Here is a 24,547-nt window from a genome sequence, read left to right as displayed (position 1 = left end):
TACCAACAAATTAACCTTTGCACATTACTAAATTTCAACACTCAAGAAAACATATCCTTCGTTTTCTCTTACATCGCCAAACTTAACTGGTACACGTGATGAAAAAATCGGACCATCAATGACGACCGTATGGAACTCCCCGTTTTCTCCGCACGAATCGATTCCTAGTGCTTCTAATTCATCCATCAGCTCTCTCGTGAATGTGCGGCCAATGTAATCTCTTGGCATCATCTTTGTATTGATTACGACAATAACCGCTTCAAATCCAACCTCCAAAAGTTCCTCCAGTATCGAACGTCTCTGTTCTTGCCATAATGGATGAATAGGTATGATATCTGATTTTGCACATGTTTTTTGTACCCATTCCAAATGTCCTTCAAGATCGATATCACCAAAGACGCCGTGAGTAATGCCCACCGAGCGACACTCGTCCATGGCATCGATAAACTTCATTTCATAGTCTTCCCATCCTGCGCCACGAATCATTAATGGCACGTCCAGGCGATCTGCCTGAGCCTTTATTACCTTTAATGGCAGAGCATGTGACTTCGAGATTTCTTCATCTTCTTGAAACATGGTCAGTAATCTCTTGGGGATCATGCCTGATTGGATTGCACGGTAATAGGCCATAGCTGAATCCTTTCCGCCACTCCATGATGCAACAAACGGTTTGTTTTCCATTGTTTAAACTCCTAACTCTCTTCCATCGCGAATCTCCACTGCCTTTTCAGGGGCGTTGTTTATGATTCCTCGAACTTGTTTTTTAAAGTTGGTTTCATAGTGATACGTCCACTTGAACATACGACCATACATTCTCCAAGAAGGTGTATAACTAGCATTTTCAGTGCCTCTTTTTTGTTTGTAGAACCTCCGTGAAATCCGATACAGACGCACAGAAAGACGAGGATGCAGGAAAATAATTTGGTCCGCTTTCTCGAATGTCTTCATTGACCAACCAAGGTGTGTACCTTCGATAATCCAGGTTGGCTGGCTAATGATATCAGCTAATCGGGCATCCCGTTTTTCCTCAGAATTGCGAATATCTCCTCCAGCACATCTCGACCATACCACATCATCCAATGAATGCATCTCAATTCCTTTTTGCAGAGCCAGCTTCCTTGCAAGTGTCGTTTTTCCGCTTCCGACTGAGCCGACAATACGTATTTTATTTGCCATGCGCCCAGGCAATCCGGTTATCGACTGTTCGGACCATGCGAATCATAAATGGCTGGTACCCGAGTTTCGGCCAAAAATAGGATGCCAAGTGATTTGGCGTATGCCAGTCTGCCAATGCATAATCATAACCCATTTCTTTTAACTGAGCATGACTCGCATCTGCAAGGGCCTTCCCCACTCCGCGTCCCCGGTACTGCGGGTTGGTAGAAGCCGCCGGAAGATCCACTGTTTGATTAGGTGTATACATATTGGATGAAGTATCCGCTTCGTAGTAAACATGGAAACCAACTGGAATTCCTTCCTGTTCACCAATCATCACAATTGCCTCTGCATCTTTTGCGAGAGCTGCATAGCCACTTTTCACGTCCTGGAGTGATTCTTTTGTAATCGGATTCCATGATGGCGCGGAAGCTTGATGAATGCTGTTCCAACGTGACATACTTTTAAGCATTTCCGTGTCGTTTTCTGCCAAACGGCGTATGTTAATTGCGCTAGTATCTGTATGTTTTGCTTTCGGTTCATAGTTTTTTATGTCGAGCATTGCATATTTTTGTTCAAAACGGAAACCTTGTTCAAGCCATTCATAAACTAAGCGATCGTAGCCAATCGGAACGTAAATGACATGTTGGAAATATCCCCCGGCAATCCATTCCGCACCTGCCTCTGCATACAGTAGACGTACCAGACGTGGATGTGCATCTTCTGAAATGGCCAAGCATGGATAATCAATGATAATGTGGCGGCCCTTTTTTGCATCTTCCTTGAATTCATACAGCATATACCCAATTACTTGCTGATCACGGAGAGCCACAATACCATTAACGAAAGGGTTTTTGGCAATTTCACGAAGCAGGTTCTCAGTTTCTGCTGTCTCCTCAAAACGTTCTGGGAGAAATGGATATCGAATTCGTTCTACTTGGTGTCGTTTTGACAATAGCGTAGCCATTGCCGGGTAATACTGTTTGTCTAGTCCTACAAATTGAATCATGTTAACTCCCCCTTAATGGTTATTTTTCATGCAACTCCCTACTCTGCAGTTCTTATCTATCTTTTTAGCTATTTGCTATACTTGATAAAAAAGTAAAGGAGTTAATCCATGGAATTAAAACGCGTTGCTTATGGAGTCATTATGGCTGCTTCACTTATTTTTGTGAGATTTATCGATCACAAAATTTACGATATGTCTATTATTGTGTCAGTGATCATTCTGATTGGTGTCATGGTTTTAAGTTATAAACTTGTCGACCGCTCTGCATTTTTCGACAGACAAATTTCCAGAAATACATACTATTTGATGAATACACTCATCATTTCATTATTGATTCTCACTTTGTACATCATCGAATCCTGAAATGACAAAAGAAATACTTTTCCCTACTACTGAATAGACTTACTTTTTAAATTCGACAAATTCATCTAGTTTCCTTCCATTCTGCATGAATGAGAACAAATTTGGGCTATGCTTGCTGAAACAAAAAAGCCTGGCTTGACGATTCATGAAGTGGAAATTGATACTGTATATTTAAACGGCAATAAATCTTCGCATTTTCAACCTATTCGATCCTCTCTGCCGATTTATAAAGTGTTTCTGAAATTTGCACTACCCGGTTTAGCTTCCTTTGGCTTAGATATGGGGTTATTCGCTTCTGGCTATGGAAAGATGATGCACCTCAAATGTATTGATTCTGGCAACAATTATTGCAAGGGTCATTTCCGCTACTACTCAATCAACCGAAAGAAAGTGTTTGAAGAAGTCGACGAAATGTCGTTTCTAAAGTATATGATTCTTGCCGGACTCATCATGGCACTATCTGCCGGTATGGTTCACGGTCTCTTTTTCTTAACCGGAAAAGGTGAAATGATCATTAAGGTCATTGTGGATAGCGAGTTGTTATTGGCCGGTTTTTGTTATTCAACGGGAATGGGTATTCAAAAAGAAAAAGCCAAAACACGTTTAATGTGTTTTGGCTTATTTAATGATAGGTAAAGGCATTTGTTGAACCCAATCCATAATGAATCGAGATTGGTGAGAATTTAAATTGGCAGGCAAATTTTGTTTATCAAAAAAGGCATGGGCACGTGTTTCATCGCTTTTTTGTATTAGATTTCCTGAAAAACAGGATGCTTTAAAAATAATTTGAATGCTATACACCTGATCCCCGCTAGCATATCTAGTAAAACCTTCCTGCCCAGAATAGATGCCAAAAAATTCTAGGTCACCTATTTTCAAACCTGTTTCTTCTTCCGTCTCTCTTCGAGCTGCTTCTTCAACTTTCTCGCCTAATTCCATTACTCCTCCAGGAATACACCACACATCCGCATCTGTTCGATGTTGTAGTAGAATTTGATTTCCTCTTTCAATGATGACACCACATCCAACAGTCAGGAGTGGTTCATGTCCAATCATCTTTCTCATTGTCTGTATGTAATTCACCAAAGTACTTCCTTTCTATTAGGCACTGTGCAAATGCAAAAGGCTTGGCAAGTCATACCAGACCTTCTATCTCCATTTAAATTGCTGCTCATGCAACAGTTTTAAAAAAGCATCCACTACAACTGGATGGAACTGAGTTCCCCTACCACGAATAATCTCCTGTATTGCTTCTTCAATTGTCAATGAATCACGATAAATCCGATCAGTGGTCATCGCATCGAATGAATCAACAACGGAAACAATCGCCGCTTCCAATGAAATCTCATCACCTTTTAAACCGAAAGGATATCCTTTTCCATCGTAACGTTCGTGATGCTCTTCGACAATAAATGCTGAATCTCTCAACCATTCAATTTCATGTTCACGCATCATCTTAGCACCTAATGTTGTGTGAGATTTCATAATTGCCCACTCTTCAGGGGTGAATTTCCCTTTTTTATTTAAAATTTCGAGGGGAATCTCCAGCTTTCCTATGTCATGAAAATAAGCACCCCATCTGAGCAATCTCACGCGCTCAACGGGTTGACCCAGTTTCTTCCATAGTTCAATGGAATAATCTTTGATTCGCGAGCAATGATGAAAAGTGTAACCATCCACATGCTCTATTGCAGCAGCGTCACGTTGCACGACTTCGGTGTTTCTATAATTCCTTTCAAATATGCTCGCTGTCATTTCGACGAGGATTTCTACAGCCTCTTCCCCATAAAAAGATAATAGCTCTGGATATTCGGATGCATCCAAGGTATCACCTGCATGTAAAAAGAAGGTGTCTCCATCATATTGGACTTCAAGCACACCTTGAACAACTGTATATTTTTCAATCGCTGAATGAACGTCTTCAGTGGAATAGCGCACCCAGAACGAACGATGGGGAAACAAGGAGAAAAGACTGTAGCCTATTTCTTCAGATTTACCTATGTACGTTGAAATTGCATGTCCTACATTAATTCGATCAAGGGAAGTTTTTTCTTTTAAATCTATGATTTGTTCGCTTGTTAATGCCATAGGTACCTCCCCACCGTACTTATACTTTTATTTACTTTACCTTTCCCTCCTTAATTTGTCATTAAAAATCGACAAAATTATCTAATAATTACATGTATTTATATCTTTTTTCTACTAAAAAAGCTCTCCAAAAATCGGAGAGCTCAAGATTTTAAATTGATACGTGATCTTCCACTTTTTCTTGCTTTTTCTTGTCTTGCATCTCATAGGAAATCCGGTCTAAGCTTGGACGCAATGTTCCTTTGCCCGAGTAGTTTTCAAGCATTTCTTTCACATCGATACCAGAAGAAGCTTTCAATGTTTCCTGAAGGGTCGACATTAAATTCGTGGCATACGACGTAACTTTATTGGCGCCGCCACCTTCTCCACCGCCAGTATCCACCACTGTAATCTTGTCGATATTTGCTAATGGGCTTGCGATTTGTTTCGCATATTCTGGCATCATGCGTACAATCATATCCAACACTGCAGCTTGACCGTAATGTTCGAATGCTTCCGCAATTTTTCGTTTTGCTTCCGCTTCTGCAAGACCTTTCAAGCGAATAATATCAGCTTCTGTTTCACCTTGTGCACGTTCGGAGTCAGCTTTCGCCAATCCATCAAGTCGTACTTTTTCAGAATCCGCTTTCGCTCTTGCCTCGATACGGTATTTTTCCGCATCCGCTTCAGCCATTTCACGGGATTTTGCAGCTGCCGCGTTTTGCTCGATAGCATAACGATCCGCATCCGCTTTCTTTTTAACTTCAGAGTCGTATTGTTTCTCGCGACGTAAAATTTCTTTTTCTTCAAGTTCGATTTGCTTTTGACGTTCAATGATGCGGATTTGCATTTCCTGTTCCATAACTTCTTGTTTCGAGACGGCAGTCTGAAGTTCGTAAGCTTGGTCAGCACGCGCCTTCGCGATATCTTGCTCGCGACGATACTCCGCGACTTTCAGCAAATTCTCTTTTTCAGCCAATGCAATTTCAGTCGCACGTTCAATTTCGGATTGTTGTGCCTCTTTTGCAGCTTCAGCACGCTTGATTCGTGTTTCTTTATCTGCTTCTGCTGTTGCAATATCAGCATCACGTTTCACCTGTGCAATACGTGGTTTACCAAGTGAATCCAAGTAACCATTTTTGTCACGTACATCTTTGATGGTAAATGAAACAATGATTAGACCCATTTTCGCTAAATCCTGAGAAGCAACACGTTGTACTTCTTGCGAGAATTTGTCACGATTTTTGTAGATTTCCTCCACTGTCATCGATCCCAAAATGGAGCGCAAATGACCTTCCAGTACTTCTTTCGCTTCATTTTCACGATCTTCTTTTGACTTCCCTAAAAATTGTTCAGCAGCAGTTGCAATTTCGGAAATGGATCCACCAATTTTAATGATGGCCGTTCCGTCCGCCATTACGGGCACACCTTGCTCTGTGTAAACTTCAGGAGTCGTAACTTCCAGCTTACTTGATAGTAAACTTAATGGCTGTGCTTGCTGAAAAACTGGAAATACAAATGTACCGCCACCACGAATGATTTTTATACGATTGCCGGATTCATCTGTATGAACCGTTTTCGCCCCTAAATAACTACCTGTTACAATCAATGCTTCATCGGGACCAACAGTCTTGTATTTCGTCACATACACACCAATAATGGCAACCAACACAAACGCCACTATCCCCACTACTACTAACATACTCATATCCATGTTCATTTCCCCCATCTATTTTTTATTAAAAACGAAAGGTTCGTATTCCCTGACAAGAAACGTTCCTTCCTCTATCTCAATTACTAACACTTCTTTGCCATAGGCAATCTCTTCATTGTCATAACCTACTGCTCGCTTGGATAGAAGCCCGCCTACTGTTTCAATCACAATCTCACCATAACCGTCAGATGGTATGGGCGTAATGACTTTGCCAACTAAACCTGCTAACGACTCATCCGTATAGGCGATTGACACTTCGGCTGATGCCATGGGCAGTAAAATAAAAAAGTACAGTAAAATATCGAGAACCACTCCCACTGCGAGACTCGTAAACAAGACAATCCAGTTATTCCAGTTGGTGGAGACTTCAAGCACATACCCGCTGGCTGAAACAAAAGTGACGAATGCCATTATAACGGTAGGGTTTAAAAAAGGAATGCCTTCCCCAATCCCTTCAGCAACATCTCCAAAAAATACATACAGAACAGTCACTGCCCCCGTAATGAGGAGCACATACATGTAGATTTGTTCAATGGACATCCAATCACTCCCATTTAATGAATTCTTTAGTCGCACCTATTACTACGGAGGACAAAAAGAAAAGTTTCATTTTTCCAAATATTTTTTTGATACTATTAGTCGAGGTGATTTGAATGAATACAGGAACTGCCATCTTTTTAAACGGTGTATCGAGCTCAGGAAAGTCTTCCTTGGCGAAGGAAATGATTAAACACTTTCCGGATTTCTTTCATTTAAGTATTGACGATTTTGATTTGATGATTGAGAAAATGGAAGATCGGGCTTCAGAAAGATTGATTCCCGTGCCTACAGAATATTTTTTTCACTCATTAATGGAGTGAACCTGGTTGTCGACCAAATTCTGCATGATGTGAAAGTTGATACGAGTATTGAAGATATCTCTACTTGTGTGAAGCGGATTACAGCCGCACTTCTAGCCAAAAATAAAAGCACATGTGCTACTCAATCTTGAGTCCGCACATGTGCTACTTTCAATTATAACCACGTTCACCATAAGGCTGTTTTTCAACACACCATTTTTCTTTTGCATCTGCTAGTTCTTCTTTTAGCTGCACAGCAGATTTCCCTTCCGTTTCAATGGACTCTAACACTTCAAACTGAAATGCCTCTTCACCGAATTGTTCCCAATCCTTCTGCAAGTCCTTATTCAATAAAGTGCCGCCATTCAATTCGAACTTCAAACCATTTTGTCTTTTCAAGTTAGGCGCTGCAGCAATGAACATTTTGCCATTTTGTTTGTTCGTTACACAATACACACCCGCAATTGTCTTCTCTTCCTTCACTTGCTGCTTTAATTCTTTCTTCCGGTCAATATCCGACCCTTCTTTTTCTTTTCTCCAATAAGCGGATCCATCCGTTTTTCTTGCCAAAAAGTGATACATCACTAAATATCTTCTTACAAATGTATGGTCATCAAACACTTCTTTAATAAGTGCGTTTACTTCTCTTTCCGTATAGAATTTTCCTATTTCAAACTTCTTTACGATTTCACATAAGACGATGAATCGATGCTTTTCCTGTAATTTAAATGTTCGTAACTTTCCATTCGACCAGTTCTTCTTCAATACTTCCTCGTATTCTTTTTCTGTTATTTGGAATGGTTCCTCAAATAATAGGGAATCTTCTTTATTTTGAGCGCTAAGTTTGTGTCCCTCTTCCATCAAGCTCATTAAGGTTAAATATACTTTCGCTTGTCGTTCTTTCTTTTTTAAAGAAAAACGGTGATTCCTAACTGTAGATGCACTCCCGATTTTCAAAGAACCTTGTATATCACGGTCTGATTTCCCTTCAAACAGAAGGTGAAGCACAGCCTTCTGTTGATCGGATAACCCTGTAATTTCTTTAGTTTGTTCCATTAAATAGGAAAATACTGATACATGCTTTTCTCTAATATGTAATTGCATATACTTTGAAGCCTCATAAAACTGTTCACCTACAGGGTATATCAGACCTTTCTCAATAGATTTGTGACACATTAGACACTTATATGATTCTTCAGTTTCTGTAAATCCATTTTTCATTTCATTTAAACTTGCATCAATCAACGAATGCATATAAACACTTCCTTATTTTGTTTTATTTATTATAGACAATAATACTTTTTGTTTACATTAAATGCAAGTTGTATAATTCTTAAATTATAATGAATAATAAGGTTTACGACAATCCAAGCTGAATGTTAACTTTAATTTTTTATGTTACGGGAATGTAAAGATTCTCAATCTTGAGTAAAAAGTGTTTAGATTTAGTATAGATTTTGATATGATGTGTGAGGTTATTTATTTAACCTATCTTATTTAAAGTCCAGGAGGCTTTCTATGTTTAGTTCAAAAAAACAAGACCCATTCTTCGCTGCTTTACTCGGAATCGCAGAAACAGTGAGAGAAGCTACTCATTACGCGGATGATTTTAAAATTGTCAGTGTTTCGGATTTGAAAGAGCTTAGCATCAAGTTAAAAAACTATGAAACAGAAGGCGATAAATTAATACATGATTTAATTCTCAAGTTGAATAAATCTTTCATGACTCCAATTGAGCGAGAGGACATTCTTTATTTAGCTAATAAAATGGATGATATTTTAGATGGCGTGGAAGCTTTCGCAGCTTATTTGGAGATGTATTCTTTGATTGACATCGACGATTCAATGCGTACTTTCCTACATTACATTGTGAAAAGTACTGATGAAATCGTTAAAGCAATGGAGTTATTGGCAAACAAGAAACTGCTTCAAATGCGTGAGCATTCAATCTTGATCAAAGACTATGAACGCAAATGTGATGAAGTATTACGTACTTCAATCAAACAACTTTTCATAAACGAAAAAGATCCTATTCGTATTATTCAGTTCAAGGATATTTACGAGCAGCTTGAAGACATCGCAGATTACTCTCAAAACGTGGCAAACACGATTGAGACAATCATCATGCGTAATGCATAGGAGCTGAAAAATACATGGATGCAGTACTCATATTAACAATACTAGTCGTCATTTTCGCACTGGGATTTGATTTTATAAATGGTTTTCATGATACAGCAAATGCTATTGCAACTTCAGTTTCTACACGGGCACTTTCGCCACGAGTTGCAGTATTACTAGCAGCTACCATGAACTTTATCGGCGCATTAACTTTCACTGGAGTTGCTAAGACGATCTCGAAAGATATCGTAGATCCGTTCACGCTTCAAAATGGCTCACTCATTATTCTAGCAGCACTATTGTCTGCAATTGCTTGGAACTTAATTACATGGTATTTTGGTATTCCTTCCAGCTCATCACATGCATTGATTGGTTCGATTGCGGGTGCGGCTGTTTCGGCTGCTGGTTTAGGTGTATTAAATTACGAAGGATTCATAAAAATCCTGCAAGCACTACTAATCTCACCATTCTTAGCTCTTGCCGTCGGATTCTTGATGATGTCGTTGTTTAAAGTATTATTCAAGAATAACACTCTCTATAAAACGAACAAAGGCTTCCGTATTTTCCAAATCGGAACAGCGGCATTACAATCATTTACTCATGGTACAAACGATGCACAAAAAGCAATGGGTATCATTACGATGGCTTTAATCGCTGCTGATTTACAAACAACAGACGATATACAAATGTGGGTACGTGTTTGTGCTGCACTTGCAATGGGACTTGGAACTTCTATCGGTGGATACAAAATCATCAAAACTGTTGGTGGTAAAATCATGAAGATTCGTCCAGTTAACGGGGCGGCAGCTGATTTATCATCCGCATTAATTATTTTCGGAGCTACGACGATTCATTTGCCAGTGTCAACAACTCACGTTATTTCTTCTGCGATTATGGGTGTTGGTTCTGCTCAGCGTGTAAAAGGCGTTAAATGGGGCGTTGCACGAAAAATTGTATTAACTTGGGTTATTACACTTCCAATTTGCGCGGTCCTTGCCGGTATCTTTTACAAAATTCTTAACTTATTCTTTTAAACTTAAAAAGCTGTCCACTCAAGTTACGAGTGGACAGCTTTTAATGTTTAACGATAAGACCTAGAGATTTTGCAAAACCGAGCGCTTGTTCAGTTGAAACGGTACATCCCGATAATTTATCAACACTTACTGTTACTTGTTCGTATGTACACGTGCTGAGATCCACATCCGCTAAACTTGTATCAGTAAAATTAGCACCGTCCAATTGACAATCATTGAACAAAACCTTATCAAATGTACAATTAAAAAAGTCCGCTTTATTCAATGCGGTTTGTTGGAACTTCACTCGCTTCATTTTACTAAAACTAAATACTGTGTAGTTGGCTACACAGTTATTGATCACAGTATGTCCGAAGCGACTTTCCGTGCACTGCACACCGACTAGTTTTGAATGATGAAATTCCACTCGATGAAATACCGAATCTCCAAAATCAACGTTGGATAAATCACATCTCTCGAACTTACAATCAATGAATTCCACTTGATCGAAACATACCCCTTCAAATGAAACATCCTTGAAATGCACTTGATCAAAACTAACTTTGCTCTCAGGTAATTCCACTACATTCCAAGACGAAACCATTCCCCGGGAAATAAATCGTTCTTCTTCGACTTCAATTAAAGTTGCAATGTCTAATTGTTGTTCGAGTTGTTCAGGTATTTTTGGCTTATCAATTTTCATTCTTGCGCCACCTTTCATCAGGCTTAACATTTATTTTTTACGCTTTAATGTTGAGACTCTTCATCCAGGATTCGAACACTATTAGCACTTGCTTTGCCAGGATAAGATTCCGAAACATGGCTATATGAAATTCGAACCTTGTCGAACTCACTCACTCTTTCCACTTGATCAATCGATAATGAAAACCAAATGGCATCACTTGCACCTTCCACCATTTCTTCCTCAGTTAAACCTTTTAACTCAGTTTCATCTTTTCCACTGACGACCAAAATACGTGCAGCTTCTTTTTTAGCTACTGTTCCTTCTATCCAAATAGCATTTTTGTCTTGCGTTTGATTATTTTGGAAAAACATGGAAATTGATATTACAACGGCAGCTATAGCTACGACCGCTGTCGTGCTAATTAATATGACGGCTTTCTTGCCTTTCATAATTTTATTCCTCCTGTTTATTAATGGCCAAGGTATAAATACGCCCTTTACGTTCCCCTTCAGCTACCAGTAAATTCTTTGTCACCATGTCACGCACGATTTGTGTCACACGAGATGGGGAAACGCCTAAGATTTGTTGAAAATCCACATTTTTCGCTTGGTTGTTTTCCAGCAAGTAATTCATGATTGCTTCTTCATGAGTCAACTCAAGATGTAACTTTGTTCGGTTGTTTACTTTTTCTATTTGTTCTATACGCGGAAGCTTAACGATTACACTATCTTTTTGGACAGAAACTTTTGGCTTCTCGTCTCCATCGTGATAAGTATCGAAAATACGACGGATTCCGTTACCACGCCCATCCGTTAAACCCAAATCGACAAACATTGCATGCAAACCCGGATTTCTGCGAACAATTCGAGATCCTTTTTTTATAGACTCTATCGACAAGCCCTCCACTAGCGTTCCTGGTGAAGCTACTTCAATGCGGTTGGCAAACCGAACAATCGATACGTCGCCCTCCATCGAGTAATCTCGATGAACGAATGCATTCACTACACTCTCCTGAAGTAATGCATCTGGATAAGATGATTGAATTTCCCTCAACCCGGCCATAATTCGACTGAATTGGGTTACAATCGACCCTGAAAAATCACTCGCTTGCTGGCAAAAAGAAGTAGATCGATCTCCACTGTATTGTAACAAGACGCCACGGTTTTGAGAAGAATCTGACAACCACGTACCCAATCGTGTTAAAACAAATTCACCATTATTCCAACGAATTGCATTGTACGAGGCCAATACATCTTCTAGATTTTCTTCCACATTTGAAAATCTTAACATTTCACTATTTAAGGTTTGTACAAAATCGACAAATCCCAAAAAATCTTCACGTTGGAACTTAATAGTAGTCAACGCATTTTCAGTTTCATCAAGTTGGCGCAAGAGTATAAAACGCTGCACTTCTTCTGCTGTTCTCAATAAGCGTTTTTTCGAACCATACCGAACATAAAGCTCCTCGAACAATGTAGATCGTTTACGATACACTTGTTCAGTTGCTTTCACTGTTACCTCTAAGATTACTTTCCCATCTATAAGTACGTGTTTGACATCAATCAACGGCAAAGGTTCGACCATTTTACTTAACTGATCATATAAGGCATTTTCCTCTGCTAAAGGATTTTCCAATCCCACGATGCTTATTTCGTCATCCATTCCTATTTTCAGCGTACCACCGGTTCCATTGGCAAATGCGATAACTTCCCGATACAGCTTGTTCGTCACCCTGTCTTTATATTCAATATTCACCTCGTACACCACCTATCGATAATTGTTTCTACTAGTATATCGATAAAAAATAAATACTTCCAAAGCAAAAAGAACCAGGAAATAAAATCCTAGTCCTCAAATGTGTAACATAGGCGAATCATATCGCGACACAACAAACCATTTTCAACTATCGGTTCATCATAATTACGTGTAAAATAATCGAAATCGATGCCGATTATACGAAATCCACATTGCTGATATAGCTTCAATTGGAGAATACTAGAATTGCCGGTCCCGATTTCAACTTGTGCGTATCCTCGTTTAGAAGCTTCACTTATTGCGTGAGAAATTAATTGTTTGCCGTATCCTCTTCCTTGGAAGTCTTCATGGACAGCAACATTCATAATTTCAACGACAATTTCCCCAGTCTCTTTCAGAACATATACAGCGATGGATTTGCCTGACTCTTCGCCAACATAAACATTTCCACTCTTTACGTATTCTTCTACAACTGCACGGGAAGGATCCGCCAAAAGCAACAATGCCCACGGCGGCGTTTCCCCTTTTGTTATTTTTCGGATAATCATCATTTAGTCGATGTGCGGAATCCTTCACTCAATAAATACTCTTCTGCTTCTTCAAATGAACCGTAGCTTTCTTCCAGGTTGTGCGTGTGATAAATATTCCACAATGTATCTTCCTGAACAAGCTTCAATTCCTGTCCTTCGCGATTTTTCCATACTTGCTCTACGTTAAGTACTTCTTCTTCATAATGTTCTTCTTCAGATAAAATCCCAATGGAATCGGTAATCATTTCGCGTAACTCAGCTTCCGTCGCTTCACGAATGTTGATCATGCCTTTACTATCTGAATCATATTTTTTTAAATCTCCAACAAAAACAAAGCCGTTGCCATTTGGATGCAAGTGATATACGACCGTTTTTTTGTCATATAGGCTGTCTTCGAAATGATAGTTCAAACGTTTTAATGATACTTCTTTTTTTGTCAGCTCAGGGTACGATTCAATGATTTCTTGTTTTTGTTCAAATGTTAGCATAGTGCGCCTCTTTTCATAATGTTTCATTGGCTCATTATATCACATGAGCCCAAAATAAATTTGTTGACACTTTAAAACTTTACCCGATATAATCACAGAAATAGTTAAACAACGTTGAGAAGGACCAGTAAAGAAACGTGTGTTTTTTTAGAGAGGGAGTTGTACGGTGAAAGACTCCTAAAGACCACATCTTGAACCTACCTTTGAGTTCGAACTCGAAAGATATTCGCGGCGACAGTCGTTAACATGTATGAGTGTGAAGCTTTGCTTCAAATGAGGGTGGTACCGCCATGGAGACATGGTCCCTCGTTTGTTGCAGAGCTTTTTTGTTTATTAGGCAACTTTTAATTTTCATACTTGTTGGCTCGTGTGGAACATGCGGCTAGCGCAAATGTACGATAAACAACAATAAAGGGGTGTTTTCAATGAAAAAAGAGTTTGTGCAAAGTGTGACGGCGATGGATGAAGACTTCGCTCAGTGGTTTACGGATGTTGTGACGAAAGCGGAACTGGCCGATTATTCAAGCGTGCGCGGTTCGATGATTATCCGTCCTTATGGTTACGCAATTTGGGACAATGTAAAAGAAGCACTGGATGCACGTATTAAAGCAACCGGCCATGAAAATGTCTATATGCCACTGTTCATTCCTGAATCTTTATTGCAAAAAGAAAAAGATCATATTGAAGGATTTGCACCTGAAGTCGCATGGGTGACGCATGGTGGAGACGAGAAATTAGCTGAACGTTTATGTGTACGTCCAACTTCAGAAGTATTATTTTGTGAGCATTTCAGCAATATCATTCATTCTTACCGTGATTTGCCTAAGCTATATAACCAATGGTCAAACGTTGTCCGTTGGGAGAAAACGACACGCCCGTTTTTACGCACGCTAGAGTTCTTATGGCAAGAAGGACATACTGCACACGCGACAGATGAGGATGCACAAGTTGAAACCATCCGCATGTTGGATGAATACGCACAGTTATGTGAAGAGTGGCTTGCTATCCCTGTCGTGAAAGGGCAGAAAACGGAAAAAGAGAAATTTTCCGGAGCGAAATCCACGTATACGATTGAAACATTGATGCATGACGGAAAAGCTTTGCAATCCGGCACTTCACATCATTTCGGAGATGGCTTTGCCAGAGCATTCGATATCAAATATCTAGATAAAGAAGGCAAGCAACAATATGTCCACCAAACATCATGGGGATTCACTACTCGTATTATCGGGGCCATGATTATGGTGCACGGTGACGATCGCGGTCTGGTCATGCCTCCAAAAATTGCACCTACACAAGTGATGATTGTGCCGATCGCACAACATAAAGAAGGTGTATTGGATTATGCGTACGACCTAAAAGAGAGCTTATCTGGTAGTGTGCGAGTCGGCATAGACGCATCGGACAAAAAACCAGGGTGGAAATTCAATGAGTATGAAATGAAAGGAATTCCAATTCGCCTGGAAGTTGGACCAAAAGATATTGAGCAAGGTCAAGTCGTGCTGGTCAGACGTGACACTGGTGAGAAAATTGTGGTGTCTGCGGATGAGCTTGAAGCTAAACTAACGGGATTGCTTGAAGACATACAGAACAATTTGTTCAACAAAGCCTTGTCTCATAGGGAAGAACACACGTCTGTCGCGAAATCATTTGAAGATTTCAAGCGTGTGCTGGTTGAAAAACCAGGCTTCATCAAAGCCATGTGGTGCGGAGATGTGGCATGTGAAGAGTTCATTAAAGAAGAAACTTCCGCGACGTCACGATGCATCCCATTTGAACAAGAAAAGTTAAGCGATACATGCGTTTGCTGCGAAAAACCAGCTGACAAGATGGTTTACTGGGCAAAAGCGTACTAAAAGTAGTGAAAAGCCTTCCCCACTAGGTTGGGAAGGCTTTTTTCATGTCATCATTTGAAGTTATTGGGGCAACTTTTGGTGTTATTGGGGCAACTCTTGGTCATATAGGGGCAACTTTCCACCTTATTGGGGCAACTAACCAATTATCTCCTAATTCAACTTTCAGTCGCCTTAACCAGCAGTCCCTTCAAGAACGCAACGTCCTCGGGATAACTCATTTCTAACGAATCCAATTCATCGGCAGATTTCCAGGCTATCTCTAAAATAAAATTATCAGGGTCCTGCAAGGTCAACTCCCCACTTACTTGCTCCACCAAAAAGTATTGCAAATCATAAGAAATCCCATACTGTGCATTCACTCCGTTTTTGTCCTGAAGTTTCGACACAATTTCAACAGTCAAACCAGTTTCTTCTTCGAACTCTCGTATGCAAGCTTCCTCATACGTCTCCCTACCTTCGATTCCGCCTGATGGAATCGTCCATTTCGGCTCTTCATCTGGTGCAGCTTGCAACACCATCAATATTTGATTGTTTTCATTTATGCACACACCCGCGGCACCTTTCCAATGAAACATAATAAACCTCCTTTTACATCCAACTTAATGTTCGTAAATCATTTTGCGCGTCATGCCACCGTCCACAACCAAATTAATGCCTGTGACAAAATCGTTTTGAGGATCAGTTAAATACAGACATGCTTTGGCAATATCTGATGGCTTGCCCACTCTCCCAGAGAGATGCTGTTTGTGATCAACATCTCGAAGTTCGTTGTAATCCCCTATCTCTATCCAGCCTGGAGATATTGCGTTCACCGTTATATGATGCTCCGCAAGAGATGCTGCAAGCGCATGAGTGATAGCGACGATTCCACCTTTTGTTGCCGCATATGCTTCTGAATTCGGTTCGGACATGGTTGCGCGCGTAGAAGCGATATTGACTATCGAACCTCCACTTTCCTGCTGACGCATTTGCATTGCAGCTTCACGGGAACACAAAAAGACACTGCGTAAATTCGTGTTGATGACTTCATCCCACTCCGTTATCGATAAATCGAATAATGGTTTGAAGTTGCTCTTCCCTGCATTATTAATCAAAATATCGATACGACCGAATTTTTTTAATGTTTCTTTCATTAAATTTTTGATGTCAACTTCTTTTCTTACATCTGTTTTAACAAACACACTGCCAACAAGCTGTTTGCTCACTTCTTTACCTAGCTTCTCGTTCACATCAGCCAGAACTACTTGTGCACCTTTTGCCACATAAGCTTCTGCAATTCCGCGTCCAATGCCTTGTGATGCGCCAGTTACAATAACGACTTGTGCTTGATTCATGATGGAAAACCTCCTTTCACACTGTAACTCAACGGGTCCACCATTCCGTGAATACAACAATTCCTATGACCACGGCAAATGCTAATATGTAAAACCACTCGGGAACGCCACCAAAACTCATCATCGTCCACATCCTCTACTCATTCACAAAATTCACACAATAGAACTATTTAAATATGATAACATGGTTTTAGTTAAAACTAGGAGGATGAGCCATGACGTGTATACATAGTGATTTACAACGCTTCAACCCCGTGACAGTAATTGGGGCAGGAACGATTGGACTTTCGTGGGCAACTTTATTTTTAGCACATGGATTGACGGTAAGATTATACGATCCTAGGCCAGATTTGAACGAAGTATCAGAACAGCATTTCAAGTCAATTGGCTCTACTTTAACTTTACTCAACCTGCCGGCAAGAGGTTTCGAATCACGTTTGACTCTTACATCCAACTTACAACAAGCCGTAACAGGGGCAGCAGTGATTCAGGAGAATGGACCTGAAAAATTGGCTCTGAAACAGGAACTCTTCGCTGAAATCGAAAAGTATGTGGAAGAACATACTTTGTTACTGTCTTCTTCATCAACAATCCCTGCAAGTGATATTTCGGCATTCATGAAAGACAAGAGCCGCATGTTAATTGGCCATCCATTCAATCCTCCACTTGTAATGCCTTTAGTTGAAGTCGTACCAGGTCAATTCACATCAAATGAAGCAGTTGAAGATGCGCTCGTGTTTTACAAAACACTGGGCAAAGCCCCACAACATATCCAAAAAGAAGTTTTTGGTTTTGTAGCGAACCGATTGCAGTTTGCCATGCTGAGGGAAGCTATGTATTTAGTTGATGAAGGCGTAGTTGCAATGGAAGATGTGGACGAAATCGTCAAAGATTCAATCGGGTTAAGATGGGCAGCAACCGGACCGATGCTCGGCATGCATCTGGGTGGTGGACAGGGTGGTATGGAATCATTCATGCGCCATCTCGGTCCGACTATGGAAAAGAGCTGGGATGCGCAAGGAGATCTCAAAATGGATGAGGAAACTATTTCTCGTCTAGCCACGAAATCACGCGAATCCTACGGCCGTTCAACCATTGATGAACTTGCGCAAATGCGTGACGAAAAGCAGATGGCCATATTAAAAACAAGAGATAAATAAGTAAAAGGCTGTCTCGAATTCATCGAGACAGCCTTTCTATTATTCCAATCCGGTTATCTTCATTTCTTTAACAGGCAAGAACATTTCGCCAGTATTCAAATAAGTCACGTTCACTTGATCTCCCTCTTTCAAGTAGACCGCCAAAGGCTCCACTTCTGTGGATACTAAGTAATTGGTACCGTCCGTTAACATGAACGAAACAAGTGTGAAATCTCCTACTCGTTCTTTGTAGACGCGCTCGACATTACCGGTAGTTGTAGCTTCCTCTGAACTAGAACTTCCATCTACACTGCTACCACCACGTTGCAATGCTGTTTTATACAACTTCAATGCTTCGTTTGGTGTATTGGCAAAAGCGGAAATTTCGGGATTTGCCGCAGACACGATAAAGTAGTTTTGCAAAAATCCGTTGGCATCAAGAACCGGCGTCAACCAACTTGCTTCCCCGTAGAAATTGTACAGAATCGGCATCTCACCAAACCATTTTTTCTCGATGAATTTCTTTTCAACGATTTGAAGTGCACCATATGAATCCATATAGGACTCTTCCATATTACCTGTATAATAAGTGGCTTCGCCTGTTCGTGCATCCGTTAATGAATACCCAAGCATGGAATCCACGCCTTCTTTTGGACTTGTGAAATCAGTGAAGTAATACATTTCCCCATTCTCATTAAAAACAGGGCTGACATTCGCTTCTGTTCCTTCATCGGAAGGGAGCTTCACATCTTTTTTACCAAACTTACTGTTCCAGAATCCATGGACGTAGTTTCCGAAATAACTATTTTGCAAACTCACCACTTCTGGCGATACAGCTCCATCAATGAAGTCAGGGACTTCGTTCAATGCATACGTTTTGACGTCACCGGATTGTGGATTCACCACAGCTACTCCTGTTACTTCAAAACCATTACGTGCAGATACGAACTTCCCGAATGAACGGATATAATGCGGCTCTCCTTCGTCATCAATTTCAAGCTGCATGTCACCATGGAAAATTGTTTCTGGCAACTCCAGACGTAAATGGCGTGCAACATTTTTTTGGAAGAATGATGATGGTGTATACGACATTTCTGCTTTTACAAACTTCGGATTGTCCGTTGAATCGGTTGCACTCATCATGAAATATCCTGGGGTGGTGTCCCCATTCACCCACTTAAAGAAACCGGAAAACTCAACTGGTGCAATGTAAACAAAGGCATCATCCACTTTTTGAATTTGCAATCTGCCTAATTCGTAGTAACTCGTATTTGGTACTTGGCCGAATGCTTTTTTCATTTTATTGCGTGCAAATTTTGGTGGAACACTTGCAGGCGTTTCCTTTTCATCAAAGGCTTCGATTTCAACTTCTTGCTTCATTTTTGCGGAATCGAATTTTTCATCTGCATTAAACAACTGAGCGCTTAACATGTAGCCCCCAAATACAAGGGCAGCAAGGAAAAGTACTCCTTTAACTTGACGTTCTTTACCTGTTGCTGAAAATACGCCAAGACCTGTTGCCAAAATGGCAAGCGGCCAAAGAGCAGATAGATTTCGATCAATATTCGTTACGTAATAGAATGTGAAGATTATAATTGCCAACCCAATTGCAGTTCCAATAATACCAGCGGCAATTTCTTTGCGTTTTTCTTTAGGCAATGTCAGCGGCATAATTAGAACTGCAACAACGATTGCAATGATGATGCTATAAAGGAAAGTTAATCCCATTTGAATTCCTCGTTTCTTAGATGTATTCTCCTCCTTAATACGGATGAAATGGTTAAAAGTTTCGCCGCATGTAAATTTACATACAAAAAAGTGACTGCTAACTGGTAGCAATCACTTTTTGAATATAGTTTTTGAAATTGTTTGAGGTAATCCCCCGAACCTCTTCTTCCGTAAAATGTCCACTTAAAGTCTTAACCACATTTTGTGTATCACTCGCATCACACAAACCTTCGACAAACACACTAATGCCATCAAAATCTGAGCCAAGTCCCAAATGCTGAACACCTACTAACTTCGAGAAATGAATAAGATGGTGCACCAATTGTTCAAGAGTAACTGGATTCCCCTCATTGTGGATAAACGGTGGATAATACACGACATGTATGTGTCCTCCTTTATCAACCAATGCTTTGGCTTGTTTATCGGTTAAATTCCGAGGGTGGTCACAAAGGCTTCTTGCATTCGAATGACTGGCAATTGGGTGTTTCGCTTGTGCAACCACATCCCAAAATGACTGTTCGTTCAAATGGGATACATCGATTAAAACATTATGTTCATTCAACATTTCTACCACTTCGTACCCAAATGGCGTCAAGCCTAAATGGGATGGTTCATCCGCTCCATGCGCCAATGCATTCGCATGATTCCATGTAAGCCCTACAAGCTTCACTCCTGCATCCAGCAAAGCACTCAACTTGCCAAGGTCTTCGCCAAATGCATCTGCACCTTCAAGTGTCAGCACAGCACCGATTTCATTCTCTCCGAGATGTTCAATCTGGGTCCAATCTGTAATGTGGACCATTTCTGGATTCGGTGCAAGCACGTGTGTATAGAACAATTCAACCTGACGAAGGGCAGCCATGAACTTTTCATTCTGAGGCACTTCAGGAGAAATGAATATGGCAAAAAACTGCACTTGGACTTCTCCAGCAATCAATCTATTTTTATTCGCTTGCAGACAGTCTGCAATTTCATATGGAGGTAATTCATCCATTATCGACAATTTATACAGAACATCACAATGTAAATCGATTACTTTCATATTATGCCTCCTTTATTGGATTGCCTTCAAGACTTGCTTCATATAGTCACCGCCGTGAGGTACGAAGTCTTCAAGTGACACCTTGATTTCTAATCGATCTTTATTAATTGATAGTATGCACCCCAAAGATATTTGATCAACTTCACGCTCGTATAACCTTACCACTTCAGAAATAGGTGCTGAATAAATGGCACTGACTTCTTCTTCCTGTAAATGGAAGGAAGGACTACCGCCTACCATCATGTAGACATACGTGTGTGCAAATTCATTATCAATAAAATTCCTTTGCACAATGCTGTCTTTCAAAATGCCGATGGGTCGAAGGTCTTCCATACTAAGATTAACACCGAGCTCTTCTTTCACCTCTCGGATTCCTTCGTTTACCGTTTCAGTAGCAAGGAGATGCCCAGCAGCTGTTATGTCAAAAAGGCCTGGGAAATCTTTTTTGGCATTACTTCTTTGTTGAAAATAGAGGTGCGGCAGGCCATTAATCTGTTGGACAAACCAGCAATGAAATGTCTCATGCCATAGCCCCTCTTGATGAATAAAAGCTCTCGTGTTTTCCCCGACCTTTTGATGCTTTTCATTAAAGACTGTCAGAAGTTCATGTTCCAAGTCATATCACCAAGTTTTATTTAATTTGTCTTTATAGAAACGAATGGCATTTACATATCGTTCGATGTCTTTATCTCGAGTTGTGGTTGATACCACGCATAGCAATGTTTCCATAGCAAGGTCATATTCTTTTAAATTATGTAACGTCATAGCAAAAAACACCGGCATTGCTTTATTTTCCGGAAATTCAGCCATTCCTTTTTCAAATACGTTCCGTGATTTAGCGTATTCTCCAATCACGCGATAAGTACTACCAAGTCCAACAAAAGCTCCTTCTCTCTCGTGTCCTGTCAATCCATTATCAAGTGCTTGTTCATAATAGGGAACCGCTTCTCTTTCCATGCCTTGGACGTCGCAAGCCCATGCACATTGGTAGAGAATAGCTGGATTATTTGAGTCATTCAATAATAAACTCTTTAATATAACCGATGCTTCCAGAGCATGCCCATTTTCTCTTAACTGAATAGCCCGTTCTAAATTAGTCACTTTAATCACCTACCACTCCAGGCTCATATACAATTCGTCCACATACTTATGACCCGCTTTCATTGCATGATGCTCGTGACCGAAAGTTTTAAAACCGACTTTTTCATACAACCGAATCGCAGAATCATTTGTTGATACAACCGTTAAATTCATTTTTTCTACCCCCTGCCATGTCTTGGCATGTTCAATCGTTGCTTCCAATAACGCCTTTCCGATTTGCTTACCACGTACTCGGGGTGTCACATAGACGGCAAACAAGTTCACTCGGTGGTGTAATTTGGAAGCGCCTTCACCTGATACGGTCATCACACCAACCAATTCATTATCGATAAATGCTCCTAGTGTCGAACTTCCTTCTGCATCTAGATTGTTTGCTACTCGCTCCACTGGATTTTTACGGGCGATTGCATCTTCGTAAGTCGTTGCAAAAGCATCAGGATCTTGCTGCAATGCTTCCAATCTTAACTCCCAATATTTAAACGCATCTTCACCTGTCAATTTACGAATTTCCATTTGGTTTCCCCTTTATTTATCCACACTCATTTTTTTCTCCATCCATTTTGCAATGGCTTTTTCATCAGACTTATTTGTTTCCCGAAGCGCTTCAACTACGCGCTCCACACGAGCTGTTGGATGATTTTGACTTAGTTTTGCTTTCCCTTTGATATTATCGATAGAAATCGTAAAACCCATTACTCCTTTCGATAAAGAAGAAATATAGGAGGGGTCCACACCCATTAAATTGTATGTGCTAGTAGGCTCCTCGTACTTTTCTGTTAAAGCAACCATAGATTTCCATAATCGCGAATCGCCTTCTTTTAGGAGTTTCACTTTTCCTGTAATCTCAACCGTTACATAATTCCATGTCGGGACTGTATTTTGCGTCTCATACCATGATGGTGAAATATAACAATGTGGGCCCTGGAACAAAACCAATACTTGCTGATTCTCAATATCTACCCATTGTTTATTTCCTTTTGCAAAGTGCCCAATGAGCTCCGTTTTATCCTCACTCAATAACAGCGGCAGTTGTGAAGCCGTCAATGAACCTTCATGAATTGAGGTAAGTGTCGCAAATCCATAGGTCTCTATTACTTCATTTATTTCTTGTCGATCAATCATTTCAAAATATGATGGAATGTAAATAATTTGTCCCTACCTTCTTTTAGCAGTGCCCACTATTTCACACCTAAATAGTGAGTGGTTAAAATTGCTTCTTTTTCTTTGTCTACTCGATACCCTTTAGCATGAACACGTGAGCTTACAATTTTATGCAATTCTTCATCGATATAGTGTAAAGCAACCCCATCATCGGCAGCATAACCACTACCGATTTTCCCTTCCAGGATAAATTTCTGATAAGCTGATCGTCTATCTTCTTCCCCGTCATAATGTGGACAGTGACTACCTCGCAGAATACCTAAACAGGAGATCGGTTCCAGTCCTGAACCATAGGAATCGGTGATCCCATCTTCAAACCAGCAAAGAGACCCCGCACTCAAACCGGCAAGAATCGTCCCTTTGTCATAAGCTTGTCGAATGGTAACATCAAGTTCCCACTCGCGCCACAATGCCATTAGATTTTTGGTATTGCCTCCGCCAACATACAAGATATCTTGATTCATTATGAAGTCATTAATATCGCGTGTATGTGGTTTGAACAAGGACAAATGATTAGGTTCACACTCTTCCATGCGGAAAAAATTATAAAATCGTTCGACATATCCTTCCGCATCACCACTGGCTGTTCCAATAAAACAAATTTTCGGATTCTCTTTTGGACTTTGTTCAAGAATGTATCGATCCAACAAAGGGTTTTCCGGCTCCATTGAAAAGCCTCCGCCACCTAAAGCAATTACCTGTCTCATAACGACATCCCCCATCCTGCAAGTTGGTTGTTTCTACGATTTGGTGCTTTGGCAAAAAACAGTAGAAATCAATTCTTCAATCGACCCTTCGCAAATCTGAACGTCTGCCAAATGGTAAAACGTACTGGTCGTATCCATATCCATGGCTTCTAAGTTCGGCGAATACAAGAAGGTTTTCTTTTGCCAGGCAATGGCCAGTCCAAGTTCGATATGACTCCCTTTTCCACCAGGTAAAATCACAATCACCACATCGGAATCAGCGACTGCCTGTTTTTCAAGAATTCCTATTCGCTTTAAGTCTTCGAGTGAACAAGCTCGTTCGTTTTGTGTCCAATCATAGGTGTGATGCCACCCCAACATCGTGAGTTTTCCGCTCACTGCCCTTACAATCTTCTTGTTTTGAAAACTGGATGCTACATAAAATTTCATACTAACTTATTTGAAGATAAAATATCGCACACTCTACCAACTTGACCATCTTCTAAACGGACTTTAATGCCGTGAGGATGATGGGCAGAATTGGTTAGCAAATTCTTCACAATCCCTTTTGTTTTCACTCCTGTACGTTGATCTTTTTTCAAAATAACGTTCACTTCTAACCCAGGTTTTACATCTGCACGATTTTGACCATTTGCCATGAGTCATCACCCTTTCTTTTGATTTATTTTATCATAAAAAGAGACATGCACTCCGACAATTCAGAATTGTCAAAGTGCATGTTCTTTTAGATAAACCACAGTTTA

At 40.3% G+C, this 24,547-nt stretch carries 31 protein-coding genes and 1 other annotated feature; of the genes, 7 read left to right on the top strand and 24 right to left on the bottom strand.

Going from position 1 to position 24,547, the window contains the following annotated elements; all coding sequences use genetic code 11:
* Positions 1-27: 27 nt before the first annotated feature.
* From AC1DSK_RS04540 to AC1DSK_RS04530, 3 genes are read right to left on the bottom strand one after another with little or no spacing between them, the layout of a single operon-like run.
* Positions 28-681, bottom strand: coding sequence for a Dph6-related ATP pyrophosphatase (locus tag AC1DSK_RS04540; protein ID WP_477546800.1), 654 nt, complete (start codon positions 679-681; stop codon positions 28-30).
* A 3-nt stretch (positions 682-684) separates the two neighbouring features.
* Positions 685-1,176 carry a P-loop NTPase family protein gene (locus tag AC1DSK_RS04535; RefSeq protein WP_477546799.1) on the bottom strand — a complete coding sequence of 164 codons (492 nt, stop codon included), beginning with the start codon at positions 1,174-1,176 and terminating at the stop codon, positions 685-687.
* Entirely contained in the window at positions 1,166-2,164 is a 999-nt protein-coding gene (locus AC1DSK_RS04530) for a GNAT family N-acetyltransferase (protein ID WP_477546798.1), read from the bottom strand. Before AC1DSK_RS04530 ends, AC1DSK_RS04535 begins: the two co-directional genes overlap by 11 nt.
* Before the next feature lie 108 nt (positions 2,165-2,272).
* Between AC1DSK_RS04530 and AC1DSK_RS04525 the strand changes: the two genes are divergently transcribed.
* Positions 2,273-2,527 (top strand): hypothetical protein, encoded by a 255-nt coding sequence (locus AC1DSK_RS04525; protein ID WP_477546797.1) that lies wholly within the window; start codon positions 2,273-2,275, stop codon positions 2,525-2,527.
* A 108-nt stretch (positions 2,528-2,635) separates the two neighbouring features.
* Entirely contained in the window at positions 2,636-3,163 is a 528-nt protein-coding gene (locus AC1DSK_RS04520; protein ID WP_477546796.1) for a hypothetical protein, read from the top strand.
* On the opposite strand, the gene AC1DSK_RS04515 is transcribed toward AC1DSK_RS04520, so the two are convergent.
* The 4 genes from AC1DSK_RS04515 to AC1DSK_RS04500 form a co-directional block, all read right to left on the bottom strand.
* A complete protein-coding gene (locus tag AC1DSK_RS04515; RefSeq protein ID WP_477530896.1) occupies positions 3,146-3,610 on the bottom strand; it encodes an NUDIX domain-containing protein in 465 nt (154 codons plus the stop codon). The genes AC1DSK_RS04520 and AC1DSK_RS04515 overlap by 18 nt on opposite strands.
* 66 nt (positions 3,611-3,676) lie before the next feature.
* The gene (locus AC1DSK_RS04510; RefSeq protein WP_477546795.1) at positions 3,677-4,615 is read right to left on the bottom strand and encodes an HD-GYP domain-containing protein; all 939 of its coding nucleotides are present in this window, start codon (positions 4,613-4,615) and stop codon (positions 3,677-3,679) included.
* A gap of 151 nt (positions 4,616-4,766) precedes the next feature.
* On the bottom strand, positions 4,767-6,308 hold the full coding sequence (locus tag AC1DSK_RS04505) for a flotillin family protein (RefSeq protein ID WP_477546794.1): 1,542 nt from the start codon (positions 6,306-6,308) through the stop codon (positions 4,767-4,769).
* 15 nt (positions 6,309-6,323) lie between these two features.
* On the bottom strand, positions 6,324-6,848 hold the full coding sequence (locus AC1DSK_RS04500) for an NfeD family membrane protein (RefSeq protein WP_477546793.1): 525 nt from the start codon (positions 6,846-6,848) through the stop codon (positions 6,324-6,326).
* Positions 6,849-6,961: 113 nt separating this feature from the next.
* On the opposite strand from AC1DSK_RS04500, the gene AC1DSK_RS04495 reads away from it, so the two are divergent.
* Positions 6,962-7,168: a phosphotransferase-like protein gene (locus tag AC1DSK_RS04495; protein WP_477546792.1), complete on the top strand. Its 207-nt coding sequence runs from the start codon at positions 6,962-6,964 to the stop codon at positions 7,166-7,168.
* A gap of 150 nt (positions 7,169-7,318) precedes the next feature.
* Here the strand turns inward: AC1DSK_RS04495 and AC1DSK_RS04490 are convergent, their stop codons facing one another.
* Positions 7,319-8,401 (bottom strand): DUF2087 domain-containing protein, encoded by a 1,083-nt coding sequence (locus AC1DSK_RS04490; RefSeq protein WP_477546791.1) that lies wholly within the window; start codon positions 8,399-8,401, stop codon positions 7,319-7,321.
* Positions 8,402-8,665: 264 nt separating this feature from the next.
* Between AC1DSK_RS04490 and AC1DSK_RS04485 the strand changes: the two genes are divergently transcribed.
* Positions 8,666-9,286, top strand: coding sequence for a DUF47 domain-containing protein (locus tag AC1DSK_RS04485; RefSeq protein ID WP_477546790.1), 621 nt, complete (start codon positions 8,666-8,668; stop codon positions 9,284-9,286).
* A 14-nt stretch (positions 9,287-9,300) separates the two neighbouring features.
* A complete protein-coding gene (locus tag AC1DSK_RS04480; protein WP_477546789.1) occupies positions 9,301-10,299 on the top strand; it encodes an inorganic phosphate transporter in 999 nt (332 codons plus the stop codon).
* Positions 10,300-10,339: 40 nt separating this feature from the next.
* Here the strand turns inward: AC1DSK_RS04480 and AC1DSK_RS04475 are convergent, their stop codons facing one another.
* From AC1DSK_RS04475 to AC1DSK_RS04455, 5 genes are all read right to left on the bottom strand, one after another.
* Positions 10,340-10,981, bottom strand: a complete 642-nt coding sequence (locus tag AC1DSK_RS04475) for a pentapeptide repeat-containing protein (RefSeq protein ID WP_342542817.1) — start codon at positions 10,979-10,981, stop codon at positions 10,340-10,342.
* Between the two features lie 44 nt (positions 10,982-11,025).
* Positions 11,026-11,412, bottom strand: coding sequence for a YobA family protein (locus AC1DSK_RS04470; protein ID WP_477546788.1), 387 nt, complete (start codon positions 11,410-11,412; stop codon positions 11,026-11,028).
* Between the two features lie 4 nt (positions 11,413-11,416).
* Positions 11,417-12,718, bottom strand: coding sequence for an RNA-binding domain-containing protein (locus tag AC1DSK_RS04465; RefSeq protein ID WP_477546787.1), 1,302 nt, complete (start codon positions 12,716-12,718; stop codon positions 11,417-11,419).
* A gap of 89 nt (positions 12,719-12,807) precedes the next feature.
* The gene (locus tag AC1DSK_RS04460) at positions 12,808-13,269 is read right to left on the bottom strand and encodes a GNAT family N-acetyltransferase (RefSeq protein ID WP_477546786.1); all 462 of its coding nucleotides are present in this window, start codon (positions 13,267-13,269) and stop codon (positions 12,808-12,810) included.
* Entirely contained in the window at positions 13,266-13,736 is a 471-nt protein-coding gene (locus AC1DSK_RS04455; protein WP_342542814.1) for a hypothetical protein, read from the bottom strand. Before AC1DSK_RS04455 ends, AC1DSK_RS04460 begins: the two co-directional genes overlap by 4 nt.
* Before the next feature lie 105 nt (positions 13,737-13,841).
* Positions 13,842-14,046 (top strand) — a binding site (T-box leader).
* A gap of 106 nt (positions 14,047-14,152) precedes the next feature.
* Here AC1DSK_RS04455 and proS point away from each other — a divergent pair.
* Entirely contained in the window at positions 14,153-15,592 is a 1,440-nt protein-coding gene (gene proS, locus AC1DSK_RS04450) for a proline--tRNA ligase (protein ID WP_477546785.1), read from the top strand.
* A 155-nt stretch (positions 15,593-15,747) separates the two neighbouring features.
* On the opposite strand, the gene AC1DSK_RS04445 is transcribed toward proS, so the two are convergent.
* Both AC1DSK_RS04445 and AC1DSK_RS04440 read right to left on the bottom strand, forming a co-directional pair.
* A complete protein-coding gene (locus AC1DSK_RS04445) occupies positions 15,748-16,167 on the bottom strand; it encodes an NUDIX hydrolase (RefSeq protein WP_477546784.1) in 420 nt (139 codons plus the stop codon).
* Between the two features lie 24 nt (positions 16,168-16,191).
* A complete protein-coding gene (locus AC1DSK_RS04440) occupies positions 16,192-16,926 on the bottom strand; it encodes an SDR family NAD(P)-dependent oxidoreductase (protein ID WP_477546783.1) in 735 nt (244 codons plus the stop codon).
* Between the two features lie 215 nt (positions 16,927-17,141).
* Between AC1DSK_RS04440 and AC1DSK_RS04435 the strand changes: the two genes are divergently transcribed.
* On the top strand, positions 17,142-18,086 hold the full coding sequence (locus AC1DSK_RS04435; protein ID WP_477546782.1) for a 3-hydroxyacyl-CoA dehydrogenase NAD-binding domain-containing protein: 945 nt from the start codon (positions 17,142-17,144) through the stop codon (positions 18,084-18,086).
* A 39-nt stretch (positions 18,087-18,125) separates the two neighbouring features.
* On the opposite strand, the gene AC1DSK_RS04430 is transcribed toward AC1DSK_RS04435, so the two are convergent.
* From AC1DSK_RS04430 to AC1DSK_RS04390, 9 genes are all read right to left on the bottom strand, one after another.
* Positions 18,126-19,793 carry a hypothetical protein gene (locus AC1DSK_RS04430; RefSeq protein ID WP_477546781.1) on the bottom strand — a complete coding sequence of 556 codons (1,668 nt, stop codon included), beginning with the start codon at positions 19,791-19,793 and terminating at the stop codon, positions 18,126-18,128.
* Positions 19,794-19,890: 97 nt separating this feature from the next.
* A complete protein-coding gene (locus AC1DSK_RS04425) occupies positions 19,891-20,835 on the bottom strand; it encodes a dipeptidase (protein WP_477546780.1) in 945 nt (314 codons plus the stop codon).
* A gap of 12 nt (positions 20,836-20,847) precedes the next feature.
* The gene (locus AC1DSK_RS04420) at positions 20,848-21,450 is read right to left on the bottom strand and encodes an NUDIX hydrolase (RefSeq protein WP_477546779.1); all 603 of its coding nucleotides are present in this window, start codon (positions 21,448-21,450) and stop codon (positions 20,848-20,850) included.
* A gap of 6 nt (positions 21,451-21,456) precedes the next feature.
* On the bottom strand, positions 21,457-21,936 hold the full coding sequence (locus AC1DSK_RS04415; protein ID WP_477546778.1) for a tetratricopeptide repeat protein: 480 nt from the start codon (positions 21,934-21,936) through the stop codon (positions 21,457-21,459).
* 9 nt (positions 21,937-21,945) lie between these two features.
* The gene (locus AC1DSK_RS04410; RefSeq protein WP_477546777.1) at positions 21,946-22,449 is read right to left on the bottom strand and encodes an N-acetyltransferase family protein; all 504 of its coding nucleotides are present in this window, start codon (positions 22,447-22,449) and stop codon (positions 21,946-21,948) included.
* Between the two features lie 12 nt (positions 22,450-22,461).
* Positions 22,462-23,082 carry an FMN-binding negative transcriptional regulator gene (locus tag AC1DSK_RS04405; RefSeq protein WP_477546904.1) on the bottom strand — a complete coding sequence of 207 codons (621 nt, stop codon included), beginning with the start codon at positions 23,080-23,082 and terminating at the stop codon, positions 22,462-22,464.
* A 32-nt stretch (positions 23,083-23,114) separates the two neighbouring features.
* Positions 23,115-23,804, bottom strand: coding sequence for a Type 1 glutamine amidotransferase-like domain-containing protein (locus tag AC1DSK_RS04400; RefSeq protein WP_477531724.1), 690 nt, complete (start codon positions 23,802-23,804; stop codon positions 23,115-23,117).
* A 33-nt stretch (positions 23,805-23,837) separates the two neighbouring features.
* A complete protein-coding gene (locus AC1DSK_RS04395; RefSeq protein WP_477546776.1) occupies positions 23,838-24,233 on the bottom strand; it encodes a group-specific protein in 396 nt (131 codons plus the stop codon).
* The gene (locus AC1DSK_RS04390) at positions 24,230-24,442 is read right to left on the bottom strand and encodes a YwbE family protein (RefSeq protein ID WP_477546775.1); all 213 of its coding nucleotides are present in this window, start codon (positions 24,440-24,442) and stop codon (positions 24,230-24,232) included. Before AC1DSK_RS04390 ends, AC1DSK_RS04395 begins: the two co-directional genes overlap by 4 nt.
* Positions 24,443-24,547: the final 105 nt, after the last annotated feature.

The sequence above is a fragment of the Paenisporosarcina sp. P4_B8 genome, assembly GCF_056402175.1.
Note: the sequence above shows the minus strand (reverse complement) of the source record. Positions and strands in the feature narration are given on the sequence as shown.